The organism is Nocardioides lianchengensis, from assembly GCF_900101465.1.
Taxonomy (GTDB): Bacteria; Actinomycetota; Actinomycetes; order Propionibacteriales; family Nocardioidaceae; genus Nocardioides; species Nocardioides lianchengensis.
Map to the genome: position 1 here is coordinate 139,253 of NZ_FMZM01000013.1, position 12,542 is coordinate 151,794.

A 12,542-nucleotide genomic window follows, 5' to 3' on the forward strand; every position below is an offset into this window, starting at 1 on the left:
GGAGCGACGAAGGAGCGGAGGAGCCTCGAAACCCGTCGTGCCGAGCGTCGGCCCGGACCCCGCCTCAGCCAGCGGGCGGCGGCTGCAGGACACCCGCGGCCCGCGCGGGCGCGGCGTACGCCTCGGCGAGCGAGGCCACGGTCTCGTGCGCGTTCAGCCCGCTCGGGTTCGGCACGACCCACAGCTCGGCGCCCTCCAGCGGCTCGGGCTGCCGGCCGAGGACGGCCTTGGGCAGCCCGAAGGCCGTGCGGTACGCCGTGATGCCGGCGATCGCGACCACCGCAGGCCGAGCTCGTGCGATCGTCGCGAGCAGTTCCTCACCGCCCGCCCGCAGCTCGTCGTTCGTCAGCTCGCTGGCCTTGGCCGTCGCCCGGCGTACGACGTTGGTGATGCCGAGCCCGCGCGCCCGGAGCCGGTCGCGGTCGTCGTCGGTCATCCCGTTCGCGGGGTCGATGGCCTCGATGATGATCCCGGCCCGCAGCAGCGCCGGGTAGAAGCGGTTGCCGGGGTGCGCGAAGTGGGTCCGGGTGGCGGCCGTCCACAGGCCCGGGTTGATGCCGACGAAGAGCAGCCGCAGCGGCGGGTCGTCGGGGCCGGGCAGCAGGTCGGGCACCTCGGCGTCGCGGTAGGACTCCAGCTCGGCCCGGGTGAAGGTACGGCGCACGCGGGCAGCCTGCCACGGGCCTGGAACCCGATCGCCCGGGGTACCGTCCCACGATCATGCGCCGCTCTCTCGGGATCCTCGTGCTCATCGCCGCCCTGTCCGCCTGCGGGTCCGACGACGGGTCGGGCGGCGAGGCGACCGATCCCGGACCCAGCAGCAGCGCGCCCGGCTCCGATGCCTCCGACGGGTCCGGCGGCTCGGGGTGGAGCCAGGTCGCGCTCCTGACCGGATCCAACGGCGGGGGCGTGGTCGCCGAGACCGCGACGCCGCTGCCGGACGAGGCCGCGGTGACCGCGTTCACCGGCGGGCTCGACGACGGTCTGGCCGCCGAGGTGTCCGAGGCTGCGCAGGCGGTCGACGTACCCGAGGGGCAGGCGCTCTACGGCGCCGTCGTCTCCCTCGAGTGCACGCCCCCGACCGCGGTGGTCGTGACCCGGGACGGAGACGACGTGCTGGTCCGCCCCCGGGTGGAGAAGGAGAGCCCGTCGGTGCAGTGCCTCGCCGTCGTGACGACGGTGGCGCTGGTGCTCGTCGAGGAGTAGGTCAGGGCTTCGAGTAGAGCACCTGGATGCCGTTGGCGACCTTGCGCGGACGGCCGTCGGACGGCTTGTTGACGACCGGCTTGGCCCCGCCGGGCTTGCGCGCGACGAGCGTGGACGACCCGCCGCCGTCGAGGTTGAGCGCACTGTCGGCCCCGAGCCGGACCATCTCGTCCGCCAGCTCGACCATCGTGTAGCCGCGGCTGTACTTCGACCGTCCGTCGACGACCAGCATCAGGATCTGGTGGGTGTCGCGGTCGATGCCGATCGCGGAGCGGGGGTGCATCTGGGCGTCGTCGGTCACCGTGATCGCGCCGTCCTGCACCAGGAAGCTGTTGCTGGTGATGGCCACGCCGGGGTGCTCGGTCACGCCCTTCGCGACGCTGATGGGGTCGCCGATCTTCAGCTGCCGCAGCGCCTGGGCGCCGGCCCCCCGTCCGATGAGCAGGAAGCCGTCGATCCGGTGGCCGGCCCGGAGCCGGACCCGCTTCGAGACGACCTTCCCGTTCTTGACCCGGACCTGGACGATCCGGCTCTTCACGCCGTCGGTGACGCCGTACCCGGGGGTGGTGCCCCAGCGCGAGCTGTAGACCCCGATGGTGCCGTCGGCGACGGTGGGGGAGTTGAAGCCCGAGACGGTCCAGGCAGGGTGCTGGCGGATCCGCGCCCGCACCTGGATCGGCCCGACGGACGGCGCGCCGGCCTTGGTGACGGTGAAGCCCGCGCTCCAGGCGTCGCTCGGGCCGTGCAGCAGGCCGCTCGCCCGCCCGGCGCCGATCCCGAACGGCGCGCCGGAGTCGCTGATGTCGAAGAAGTCGCCGTTGATCCCGGCGACGGCCTGGCGGGCCAGCATCCCCCGCACCGTCTCGGTGCGGGCGACCCGACCGGGCGTGGCGTAGTTGAGGCGCAGCCCCGGCGTCCGGTACTTGATGCGCAGCAGGTGCGCCCGGATCCGGCCGCGGGCGTCCCGCTCGGCCCAGGTCTGGTAGCGGACGCCCGGCGCCACCCGCCATCCCGTCACGGCACTGCGCCGCTCGACGGTGCGGGCGTACGTCGGGACGGCCGGCGCGATCGGGCCGCGGACGCCGTCGGATGAGTGCTGCGGGTAGCCGTCGGCGGAGACCGTCGGGTCGGCGAAGGCCGGTCCGGAGACGGCCAGCGCGCACCCGAGAAGGCCGGCGGTCAGGGTCAGTCGGCGCGTGGTCACCCCGGAAAGATTAAGGGACGCACGGGGCGGGCCGGGGAGGCGCCTCCGGGTGGGCCCGTCGGTCAGGCGCAGTCGACGGACCCGAGCCGGGCTAGCCCCTCCAGGTCGCCCGGGCCGAGCTCGGTCTGGCCGACGTTGTCGGCGTACATCAGCTCGTTGTCGTCGTCGACGTGGTCGAGGCCCACGACGTGCCCGAGCTCGTGGGTGATGATCGCCTGCATCAGGGCGTCGCCGTTCCGCTCCTCGGCGAGCTCCGCGAACAGCTCGCTGTCGAGGGTGATCGCGCCGGTGACGTAGGTGCGGTGCCGCTGGCGCTCCAGGTAGGTGCTCCCGCCGAGGCCGGCCACGTTGCCGGCGAGCCGCGGCACCTCCTCCTCGTCGGCCCAGCCGATCAGCACCGGCTGGGGCCGGTTCAGCCCGTCGATGCGGTCGTCGAAGTCGCGCTCGTCGGAGGTGCCGGTGTCCTCGAACTGGAACCCGGTCGCGTCGGAGATCGCGGTGATCGACCCGGCGAGGAGGTCCTCCCAGTTGTCCGGGGCACCAGCGGGGTTGACGACGTACCGGATCGGGCGGCAGGGGTTCCAGCTCACCGGCTCGTCGGGGTCGCCCGGCTGCGTGGTCGCGAAGGCGTACTCCCCGTCGCCGTCCGGCACGCCCACCAGCTCGCCCAGCCGGCCGTCGAACCCGACCAGCTCGCGCAGTCGTCGCCCGGAGTCGGACGGGTTGACCAGGAAGACCCCGGCCATGATGAGGCCGACGATCAGCAGCCCGGGTACGACGGGACCGCGGGCCTTCCGCTCGCGACGCACCTTCCGCGCCCGCCGGCCCCGCGGCAGCGGGATCGGCGCGCCGACCGGCCGGTGCACCTGGTGCTCGCCGAGCCCGAACTGCTCGTCGAGCCGGTCGAGCTCGCGCAGGCGTCGCTCCATCTCGCGCCGCCATCGACGCTGCGCACGTCGTTCCGCGAAGCCCACCACCCCATTCTCCACGGGCGTGCCTAGCCCGCCGCCCGTTCCCGCCACACGACGTCGCGCGGGACGGCATGCGGAACGGGCGCTGCAGGACTCGGTCCGCATGACGTCCGGAGTCCCGCTCGCCTCTCCACAGACTTCACTTTCGGCGGTGCGTGGCGCGGGTGGATGTGGGTAGTTTCCGGGTTGGCGTCTCGGGTCTGGACGCTGTGCACTCGGGAAGGACTCGACATGGGACGACTGTTGCCCGCCGCCCTGGCCGTGGGCCTCGTGCTGCTCGCCGGCTGCTCCGGCGACGACGACCCGGAGCCGAAGATCTCGCCCACCGACAGCTCGTCGGTCGCGAGCACGCCCACGCCCTCGCCGACGCCCTCCGGCCCGGTCGAGCCGACGATGCCGGCTGAGGCGGAGGGGGAGGACGCGGCGGCGGCTGAGGCGTTCGTGCGGCATTTCTGGGCGATGGTCAACTACGCGCAGACGACCGGAGATGTTCAAGCGCTCGAGGGCCTGGCGTTGGGCAGTTGCCAGACTTGCGCATCGGGCGCGAAGTGGATCGCTGACGTTTACCAGCGCGGTGGCCTCATTGAAGGCGGGAAGTACGACGTAGGTCCTGTCCGGGTGACTCCGTTGGGCGCCGGCGGGCAACGGCTCTTCGAGGTAGTTGCAGACGTAACTACCACGCCTCAGCGAGTCAGCGGCGCGGACGAACTCAACGGGAGCTTTCCCGCTGGCAACTCGAGGGTCAGGCTCGTCCTACTTAATGCAGATGGTGGCCTGAAGGTCTCTCGCTGGGACGTGGATCAGTGAGTCGATCCTGGATCGCGGTACAGGCACTCACCAGCGCCATCGTGCTGTTCCTGGGGGTGAACGTTGAAAGCGCTTTGGCCGACGGCGATGCTTCCTCCGCCGCCGGCGGATACCTGACGTCCGGAAGTCAGGGGTACGGCGGACACCAAGGTACGACGGGGTCCGCGGGATCCGCGCTCCCTGAAGGAGAATGGAAGAGTTCTCCAGTCTGCGAACTGGGTGGAAACGCGCTGTGCGTAGTTCCAAGCCTCTGTCCGGATGGCACCCAGATGACCCAGCAGTGGTACCAAACTGTGACCGGCGAATCGCTCTATTCCGCTTCTGTGTGCCCTGACAATCCAGCTGAGCCCGCACAGATCACCAACGCCATGGTCGCGAGAGCCTTCAAGCGCATCCCCCTGCCGGCGTCGACGCTGGTCGTCCAACCCCCGGGCGGCGAGACCCTGGTCAACTTCGCGACCAACTTCTACACCGAGGCCGCGCCGTTCGAGCGGTCGGTGACCCTGGTCGGCCAGCGGGTCGACCTGCGGATCCGCCCCAGCGGGTTCGGCTGGTCCTTCGGCGACGGGACCGTGACGCGCACGACGACGCCGGGGGCGGCGTACCCGGCACTCGACGTCACCCACGAGTACGCGCGCGCCGGGCGGGTCGGGCCGAGGGTGGACACGACGTACAGCGCGGACTTCCGGGTCAACGGCGGGCCCTGGGAGCCGGTGGTCGGCACGGTGACGATGACCGGCGCGCCGGTCGCTCTCCAGGTGAGAACGGCCAGTCCCACGCTCGTCGGCTACTAACCTCAGCGCGTGGCCGACCCGTGGAACACGTTCGTGGAGGGGGACAACCTCGACGTCCTGCCACGGCTGGCGACGATCACGGGCGACGCGGCGCCGTACGACCTGGTCTACATCGACCCGCCCTACAACACGGGCAACGACTTCGCCTACCGCGACGACATCCGCGGGGATGGGACGACCGACCGCCACCAGGCCTGGGTCGCGATGATGCGCCCGCGGCTGGAGGCCGCCCGGGAGCTGCTGGCGCCGACGGGCGCGATCGCGGTCAGCATCGACGACAACGAGGCGGCGCACCTGCGCCTGCTCATGGACGAGCTGTACGGCGAGGAGCAGCGGCTGGCCCAGGTGGTCGTCAACCTCAACGCCAAGGGCCGGCAGCTCGGGAGGGGGTTCGCGACGAGCCACGAGTACCTTCTCGTCTACGCCCGGGACGCCCGGCGCTGCGTCCTGGACGCGAGCAGCTCGGAGACGGTCGACGAGCGCGACTTCCCGCTGGAGACGCCTGACGGCCGCCGGTTCCGCCACCTGCCGCTGCGCAACACCAACAAGAAGTTCAACCCGGTCACGGCCCGCACGCTCCACTTCAGCGTCTGGGGCGACCCCGAGACCGGCGAGGTACGGACGGCGCCGTTCGGCGCCGCGGTCGAGATCACGCCGGTGTTCGGGGACGGTACGGCGGCCGTGTGGCGCTGGAGCCGACCGCGGATCGACGAGCGCCCCGACGACCTGGTCTGCCGCCGGATCAAGGGCCGGGAGGGCGAGCGGGTCGACGTCTTCCAGCGCGACTGGCTGCACCGCGACGAGACCGGCGGGCGACGCAAGAAGCTCACCACGATCTGGCTCGCCGCGGAGGTCGGCTCGACCGACACCGCCGTCGCCGAGCTGAAGGAGATCGTCGGCCACGTCTTCGAGTCGCCCAAGCCGACCGGCCTGATCCGCCGCCTGCTCGGCACCATGCCCGACGACGCCCGGGTGCTCGACTTCTTCGCCGGGAGCGGTACGACGGGTCACGCGGTCGCCCTCCAGAACGCCGCCGACGGCGGCACCCGTCGCTGCACCAGCGTGAACTCGGCCGAGCCGACCCGGACCGGCTCCAACGCCCAGCTCGCCGGCTACGCCACGGTCGCCGACATCACCCGGGCCCGGCTGCAGGCGGTCGCGGACACGGTCGGCGGCGGCTACCAGGAGCTCGCGCCCTGAGCCCACCCCCTCCGCTGACCCGTCAATCGCCGTCCGACACGCCGTCGATCCCGGTACTTGAGTGACGGGTCGGCGTGGAGAGCCGCTCCAGGAGCGCCCGTAGCGGCGGCCAGCGGTCCCGCCCGCGGCGGGTGACGGCGTACGCGCGGAGCAGCACGGGCGGGTCGGTGAGGGGCAGCACGCGCACGCCGCGTCGCGACGCGCGGCCGTGGGGGAGCAGGCCGACGCCGTGCCCGGAGACGATGAGGTCGTCGACCAGCTCCAGGCTGTCGATGCGGTGCACGACGCGCGGGACGAAGCCGGCCATCGAGGCCAGGGTCCGCAGCACCTCCTCGTCGGCGGTGTTGCGGGAGTTCACGATCCAGTCGCGGTCGGCGTACGACGCGAACGGGCCGCGCGGCTCGCCGGCCGGTACGCCGAGGCCCCAGCGCAGCGTCCACAGCTCGGTGGCGACGAGGTCGTCGCGCAGGGACGCGGGCGCGAGGTCGTAGTCGTAGGTCAGCGCCAGGTCGAGGTCGTCGCGGGCGAGCAGCGCGAAGGCCTCCAGGGGCTCGTACTCGTGGACCATCACCTCCACCCGCGGGTACGACGTCGCGAGGTCGGCCATCGCGGGGAGCAGCGAGCGCCGTACGGCGGAGGCGAACCCGGCGACCCGCAGGGTCCCGGCGGGCTCCGCGTCGGGGTCGAGGTCGAGCCGGGCGGCGTCGACGGCGGCCAGGATCGTGACGGCGTGCTCGGCGAGCCGCCGCCCGGCCGGGGTCAGCCGGACCCGGCGGCCCTCGGGCTCGACCAGGGCGGTGCCGGCCTCCCGGGCCAGGGCCGCGACCTGCTGCGAGACCGTCGAGGTGGTGAGCCCGTGGGTCTCGGCGACCTCGCGCATCGACCCGAGCCGGGACAGCTCGAGCAGGAGGTGCAGGCGCCGGACATCCATCGCAGGATCATGAACGGTATGTCCACGATTGTCACGTGGACCCGAACGGTGTCGAGCGGCTTCACTGGTCGGCATGAGGACCCAGGCCCGCACGGGCGCCCTGATGGCCACCGCGTCGATGCTGTGCGTGCAGCTGGGCCTGGCGGTCTCTGTCGGGCTGATCGACGACATCGGTGCGGAGGGCGCGGCCTTCCTGCGGCTGGCCTGGGCCGGGGTCATCGTCCTGCTGGTGGTCCGACCGCGACGCTCCGTGCTGACCCGGGAGACCGTGGTGCCGGCCGCGCTGCTCGGCGTCGTGACGGCCGCGATCACCCTGCTCTTCATGGCCGCGGTGGCCCGGCTGCCCCTCGGTACGGCGAGCGCGTTGGAGTTCCTGGGGCCGCTCGGTGTCGCCGTGGCGCGGGGCCGGGGCTCGGTGCGGACCTGGCCGGTGCTCGCGGCGGTCGGCGTACTCCTGCTGACCCAGCCGTGGGCCGGCGGTGCGGACCCGGTCGGCGTCGCCTGCGCGCTCGGGGCCGCCGTGTGCTGGGCGGCGTACATCCTGCTCACCCAGCACGTCGGCGACCGGCTGCCCGGCCTCACCGGGCTCGCGATCTCGATGCCGGTCGCCGGTCTGGTGGCGACCGTGGCCGTCGGTCACACGGTGATCCCCGACCTCACCCCGGAGCTGGTCCTCGTCGGTCTCGGGCTGGCCGTGCTGCTGCCGGTGGTGCCGTTCGCGCTCGAGATGCTCGCGCTGCGCCGGCTCACCACGACCGCGTTCGGGACCCTGATGAGCCTGGAGCCGGCGTTCGCGCTGCTGGTCGGGCTGGCGCTGCTCGACCAGGTGCCCGACGTGCTCGCCGTGGTCGGGATCGGCTTCGTCGTGGCCGCGGGCGTGGGGGCCGAGCGCACCGGCGCCCGGACCCCCGCGACCCTCGAGGTCACTCGCAGCTGACCGACTCGCCCGGGCGGCTCCACGTCCAGGTGGGGCAGCCGTTCTCGCCCCGCGGCGGGACCGGCATCACCAGCTCGGGGTCGGTCCCGATCTCCGCCAGGTCGTCGTACGACGTCGCGAAGACGGCCGTCGCCGGGTCCCGGTCGGTGGCCCGCACCTTCTCGGACGCGTAGGTGATCAGGGTCTCCGACTTGATCACCTTGACCCGGCGCTCGAAGGAGAGCGTCTCGAGGCGGGCGGCGTCGAGACGGGACGCGTTCACGACCTTCGAGGCCCCGCCGCGCATCGGACGCAGCGCCCACAGGTTGCTGACCACCACGTCGCCGTCGGCGGTGCGGTCGACCGCACACTCCAGGAAGGTGCCGTCGTCGAGCCCCTCGCGGCAGTAGCGCTCCGGGTCGCCCTCGGCCTCGCTGCGGGCGTGGCTGATCGAGACGTCCCACTGGTGCTCCGGACCGCCGTAGGTGACCGACAGATCGCTGGCCTTCTCCCAGTAGCGCTCCGGCAGGTCCGTGCTGTTGGCGTCGAGCGCCGAGAAAGTCCAGGCACCCAGGTCGGGCACGCTGCGCTCCAGGACGGCGCGGACGTGGTCGTCCATCAGCTCCGGCATCCGCTCGACGTCGTACGCCGCGAGGGCGGCGGCGGACGCCGGGTCGATCCCCGACCCGCGGCCGGGCTCGTCGTCCCCGCTGACGAGGGGTACGGCGACCGCGCCGGTTAGGGCGAGCGCGGCGACGGTGCCGCCGGTGGCGAGCAGCCGGCGGGTGCGGATCCGGCGCCGGCCTGCGCTGATCGAGCGGGTGGGCAGGGGCGCCGGCGGCTCGTCGTGGGCGACGTGGTCGCGCAGCAGGGTGGAGAGGTCGTCGTGGGTCATCGGGGCTCCTCGGGGATGGTGGCGACCAGGTCGGGCAGGTGCCGTCGCAGGGTGTCGAGTGCGCGGGCGGTCTGGCTCTTGACCGTCCCGTCGGCGATGTCGAGCAGGCGCGCGACCTCGTCGACCGACAGGTCGTCGAGGAAGCGCAGCGCGACGATGGCCCGCTGCCGCGGCGGCAGCAGCCCGAGCGTCCGGCCCAGGTCCAGCGGGTGGTCGGTCGGTCCCGCGTGCGCCCGGTCCGGGACCGTCTCGACGGCGGTCTCGGGGCGGCGGCGCCGCAGGTGGCTGAGGCACTCGTTGACCACGATCCGTCGGGCGTAGGCCAGCCGGGTCGGCTCCTGGGTCCGCGACCACGCGCCGTACAGCTTGGCCATCGCCTGCTGGGTCAGGTCCTCGGCGAGGTGCCAGTCCCGGACGACCAGGTACGCCGTACGCCGCAGGCCCGGGGCGTGCGCCGTGAAGAAGTCGGTGAACTCGCGTTCACGTCGCTCGCGTCTCGTCACACCTCTCCTACGCGGTCGGTCGGTCCTCAGGTTCGCACGATCCGAAATCTATTGACATTCGATAGTTCTCGAGCGACATTCGATGGATGAAGCTGCTCGATCGCGTCGTCCTCCCGCTCCGGGTGCTGCTGGTCCTGCTCCTCGTCGGCCTGGTCTTCGGTCAGCTCGTGAGCATCCCGGGCCAGTTCGCCCACCTCGCGCAGGAGGAGCCGGACCTGGCCCACCTGCGTTGGCCGCTGACGGCGTTCTTCGTCCTCGAGGTGCTCGCGCTGCAGGTCGTGGTCGTCTGCACCTGGCGGCTGCTGACCCTCGCCCACGCCGACCGGATCTTCAGCGCCGAGGCGTTCGCGTGGGTCGACGGGATCGTCGGCGCGATCGCCGCGGCCTGGCTGCTGTACGCCGCCGGCGCGGCCTGGGCGATCGCGCAGGCCGACGACCCCGGCACCCCCATCCTGCTCATCGGCGTCGGTCTCGTGGGCGGCGTGGTGACCCTGGTCCTGGTGGTGATGCGGGCGCTGCTGCACCAGGCCACCGACCTGCGACTGGAGCTGGAGGCGGTGATCTGATGGCGATCGTCGTGCGCATCGACGTCCAACTGGCCCGGCGCAAGCTGTCGGTCGGCGACTTCGCCGAGCAGGTCGGGCTCACCCCCGCCAACGTCGCCGTGCTGAAGAACGGCCGGGCCAAGGCGGTCCGGTTCAGCACGCTGGAGGCGATGTGCCGGGTGCTCGACTGCCAGCCCGGCGACCTCCTGGAGTGGGTCGACGACGACGTCCCGCTGAGTGCGTCGACCCCGGCAGGTGGCGTCGGGCGCTGACACGATGCCGCCGTGACGAGACGTTTCGAGGGCAAGCGGGCACTGGTGACCGGCGCGGCGGGTGGCGTCGGCCGGGCGACGGTCGAGCTGCTGGCCGAGGAGGGTGCGCAGGTCGTCGGCGTCGACCTCCGCGGCGGTGAGGACGTCGTCGCCTGCGACGTGAGCGACGCCGGCTCGGTGACGACGGCGATGGCCACCGCGGTGGACCGGTTGGGCGGGCTCGACGTACTCGTGAACGTGGCGGGCATCGACCAGTTCCGCCGCTTCGAGGACCTGGAGCTCGACGTCTGGCAGCGCCACCTCGGGGTCAACCTGACCGGGCCGATGCTGATGAGCCAGGCGGCGCTGCCCCATCTGCGCGCCAGCCGGGGGAACATCGTCACCATCGCGTCGATCGCCGGGCTGCGCGCACAGCCCTACCAGGCGGCGTACTGCGCCTCCAAGAGCGGCGTCATCATGCTGATGAAGTCGCTGGCCCTCGAGCTGGCCGCCGACGGGATCCGGGTCAACACGATCTGCCCCGGCGGCGTCGAGACCGACCTGCCGATGACCGCGGCCGCCGAGCACGCCGACTCCCAGCTCGACTGGGGCCTGCTCAGCGAGACCGCCGGCGGCCGCTACGGCTTCATGCCGCCGCGCGACATCGCCGACGCGATCGCCTACCTCGGCTCGGACGCCGCGGCCTCGGTCACGGGAGCAGTGCTCTCCGTGGACCGCGGCACCGCCTGCTGAGGGTCCGGCGCTCAGCTCCGACCTACTGCGCGTCGACTCCGGGGCGCCTGGACTTCGTTGTCGTCGGTCGCCATGACTCCGTCATGTCTCCCTCCTCCGCCTTGCCAGGCACTCCCGGACACGACGCTCGCGACGGCCGGAGCAGAGCGCCGGACCCTAGACCCCGACCGCCTTCTCCAGCGCCGCGACCTCGGCGTCGAGGTGGCCGAGCAGCCGCTGCAGGTGCGGGACGGTACGACGGCAGCCGGTCAGCCCGAAGCCCATCTTCTGGTCGTACGACGTGCAGGTGATGTTGAGCGCCATGCCGTTGATCGGGATCGACAACGGGTAGGTGCCGACCAGCTTGGCGCCGTTCCAGTAATGGGTGGTGCGCGGGCCGGGCACGTTGCTGATGATCAGGTTGTACGGCGACCGCACGATCCCCTGCAGCCGCAGCAGCGGCGGCAGGATCGCGGGGGCCTGACCGAGCGCGCTCATCGCGACGATCTGCAGCGGGGTCATGCTCGACAGGGCGTCCTTGCCGGTGCTCATCGAGCGGCTGATCTCGGCCAGCCGGTCGGCGGGGTCGGCGAGGTCGGTGCCCAGGCGGCACATGATGGCGCCGATGGCGTTGCCACCGTCGGCCGACGCGACGTGCGACTGCTTGGCGTTGAGGCCGATCGGGACCATCGCGACCAGCGGCGTCTCGGGGAGGGCGCTGATCTCGAGGAGGTACTGCCGCACGGCGCCCGAGCACATCGCCAGCACCACGTCGTTGATGGTCGCGCCGCCCGCCTTGCCGATCGCGCGCAGCCGGGCGATCGGCCAGTCCTGGGCGGCGAAGCGGCGCGAGCCGGTGATCCGCTGGTTGAAGATGGTCCGCGGGGCGTGGAAGGACACGGCCGAGGTCTCGTTGCGGATGCCCTTGTTGAGGGTCTTGATCAGCGCGCCGGGCAGACCGGCCGCTTCGGCGGTCAGGCCCATGCCGGTCGAGAGCGCGTGCCGGAACAGGTCCTGCGGGACCTCCGCGAGGTCCGTCGTCCGGGGGCTGCGCGCAGGGCGGGCGCCCCACGGCGCCGGCATCTGCCGCTGGTCGGGGTCGGTGCTCAGCACGCTCTGCATCAGACGCATCGCGGAGACGCCGTCGACCAGGGCGTGGTGAGACTTGGTGTACCAGGCGACCCGGCCGTCGCGGAGGCCCTCGATCACCGTCGACTCCCACAGCGGGCGCTCCCAGGCCAGCCGGGTGCCGTGCATCCGGCCGCACAGCTCGAGCAGCTCGCGGATCCGGCCCGGCTTGGGCAGCGCGGCGTGCCGGACGTGGTGCTCGATGTCGAACTGCTCGTCCTCGCGCCACACCAGCTGGCCGGCGGTCGACAGCGAGCGGTAGGGGTGCTTGATGAACAGCGGGCTGATCTCGGCCTCGTCGCGCATCGCCTCGTACATCAGCCGCGTGTAGTCGCGCCCGGCCCCGTCCGGCTTCTCGAACAGCTGGAGTCCGCCGACGTGCATCGGCTGGCTGCGGTTCTCGGCGAGCAGGAACGCGGCCGAGGTGGGGTCGATCGGTGTGACCACGGAGGGCCTTTC

15 protein-coding genes are annotated in these 12,542 nt (G+C 72.5%); 8 read left to right on the forward strand and 7 right to left on the reverse strand.

The window, feature by feature from the left end; translation table 11 throughout:
* Positions 1-64 precede the first annotated feature (64 nt).
* Positions 65-664 (reverse strand): mismatch-specific DNA-glycosylase, encoded by a 600-nt coding sequence (locus BLT76_RS21405; RefSeq protein ID WP_090860341.1) that lies wholly within the window; start codon positions 662-664, stop codon positions 65-67.
* 56 nt (positions 665-720) lie between these two features.
* Between BLT76_RS21405 and BLT76_RS21410 the strand changes: the two genes are divergently transcribed.
* Positions 721-1,206 (forward strand): hypothetical protein, encoded by a 486-nt coding sequence (locus tag BLT76_RS21410; protein WP_090860342.1) that lies wholly within the window; start codon positions 721-723, stop codon positions 1,204-1,206.
* A 1-nt stretch (position 1,207) separates the two neighbouring features.
* Here BLT76_RS21410 and BLT76_RS25470 read toward each other — a convergent pair whose 3' ends face one another.
* Together BLT76_RS25470 and BLT76_RS25475 are read right to left on the reverse strand one after the other, a co-directional pair.
* Positions 1,208-2,410: a phosphodiester glycosidase family protein gene (locus BLT76_RS25470; RefSeq protein WP_139175764.1), complete on the reverse strand. Its 1,203-nt coding sequence runs from the start codon at positions 2,408-2,410 to the stop codon at positions 1,208-1,210.
* Positions 2,411-2,472: 62 nt separating this feature from the next.
* Entirely contained in the window at positions 2,473-3,339 is an 867-nt protein-coding gene (locus BLT76_RS25475; RefSeq protein ID WP_139175766.1) for a matrixin family metalloprotease, read from the reverse strand.
* 273 nt (positions 3,340-3,612) lie between these two features.
* Here BLT76_RS25475 and BLT76_RS21420 point away from each other — a divergent pair, with 273 nt between their 5' ends.
* The 3 genes from BLT76_RS21420 (at position 3,613) to BLT76_RS21430 (ending at position 6,182) form a co-directional block, all read left to right on the forward strand.
* Positions 3,613-4,188: a DUF6318 family protein gene (locus BLT76_RS21420; protein ID WP_090860343.1), complete on the forward strand. Its 576-nt coding sequence runs from the start codon at positions 3,613-3,615 to the stop codon at positions 4,186-4,188.
* A 368-nt stretch (positions 4,189-4,556) separates the two neighbouring features.
* A complete protein-coding gene (locus BLT76_RS21425; RefSeq protein WP_090860344.1) occupies positions 4,557-4,982 on the forward strand; it encodes a hypothetical protein in 426 nt (141 codons plus the stop codon).
* Positions 4,983-4,991: 9 nt separating this feature from the next.
* Positions 4,992-6,182: a site-specific DNA-methyltransferase gene (locus BLT76_RS21430; RefSeq protein WP_090860345.1), complete on the forward strand. Its 1,191-nt coding sequence runs from the start codon at positions 4,992-4,994 to the stop codon at positions 6,180-6,182.
* A gap of 22 nt (positions 6,183-6,204) precedes the next feature.
* Here the strand turns inward: BLT76_RS21430 and BLT76_RS21435 are convergent, their stop codons facing one another.
* Positions 6,205-7,113 (reverse strand): LysR family transcriptional regulator, encoded by a 909-nt coding sequence (locus BLT76_RS21435; RefSeq protein WP_090860346.1) that lies wholly within the window; start codon positions 7,111-7,113, stop codon positions 6,205-6,207.
* Positions 7,114-7,186: 73 nt separating this feature from the next.
* Between BLT76_RS21435 and BLT76_RS21440 the strand changes: the two genes are divergently transcribed.
* Positions 7,187-8,050: an EamA family transporter gene (locus tag BLT76_RS21440; protein WP_090860347.1), complete on the forward strand. Its 864-nt coding sequence runs from the start codon at positions 7,187-7,189 to the stop codon at positions 8,048-8,050.
* On the opposite strand, the gene BLT76_RS21445 is transcribed toward BLT76_RS21440, so the two are convergent.
* Both BLT76_RS21445 and BLT76_RS21450 read right to left on the reverse strand, forming a co-directional pair.
* Entirely contained in the window at positions 8,037-8,924 is an 888-nt protein-coding gene (locus tag BLT76_RS21445) for a hypothetical protein (RefSeq protein WP_090860348.1), read from the reverse strand. The two genes, BLT76_RS21440 and BLT76_RS21445, sit on opposite strands and share 14 nt — an antisense overlap.
* Positions 8,921-9,427 (reverse strand): RNA polymerase sigma factor, encoded by a 507-nt coding sequence (locus BLT76_RS21450; RefSeq protein ID WP_090860349.1) that lies wholly within the window; start codon positions 9,425-9,427, stop codon positions 8,921-8,923. Before BLT76_RS21450 ends, BLT76_RS21445 begins: the two co-directional genes overlap by 4 nt.
* 86 nt (positions 9,428-9,513) lie before the next feature.
* Here BLT76_RS21450 and BLT76_RS21455 point away from each other — a divergent pair, with 86 nt between their 5' ends.
* From BLT76_RS21455 to BLT76_RS21465, 3 genes are read left to right on the forward strand one after another with little or no spacing between them, the layout of a single operon-like run.
* A complete protein-coding gene (locus tag BLT76_RS21455) occupies positions 9,514-9,993 on the forward strand; it encodes a DUF2975 domain-containing protein (RefSeq protein WP_090860350.1) in 480 nt (159 codons plus the stop codon).
* A complete protein-coding gene (locus BLT76_RS21460; protein WP_090860351.1) occupies positions 9,993-10,244 on the forward strand; it encodes a helix-turn-helix domain-containing protein in 252 nt (83 codons plus the stop codon). The genes BLT76_RS21455 and BLT76_RS21460 overlap by 1 nt, the downstream gene beginning before the upstream one ends.
* A 12-nt stretch (positions 10,245-10,256) precedes the next feature.
* Positions 10,257-10,976 (forward strand): SDR family NAD(P)-dependent oxidoreductase, encoded by a 720-nt coding sequence (locus BLT76_RS21465; protein ID WP_090860352.1) that lies wholly within the window; start codon positions 10,257-10,259, stop codon positions 10,974-10,976.
* Between the two features lie 156 nt (positions 10,977-11,132).
* On the opposite strand, the gene BLT76_RS21470 is transcribed toward BLT76_RS21465, so the two are convergent.
* On the reverse strand, positions 11,133-12,530 hold the full coding sequence (locus BLT76_RS21470; protein ID WP_090860353.1) for a WS/DGAT/MGAT family O-acyltransferase: 1,398 nt from the start codon (positions 12,528-12,530) through the stop codon (positions 11,133-11,135).
* Positions 12,531-12,542: the final 12 nt, after the last annotated feature.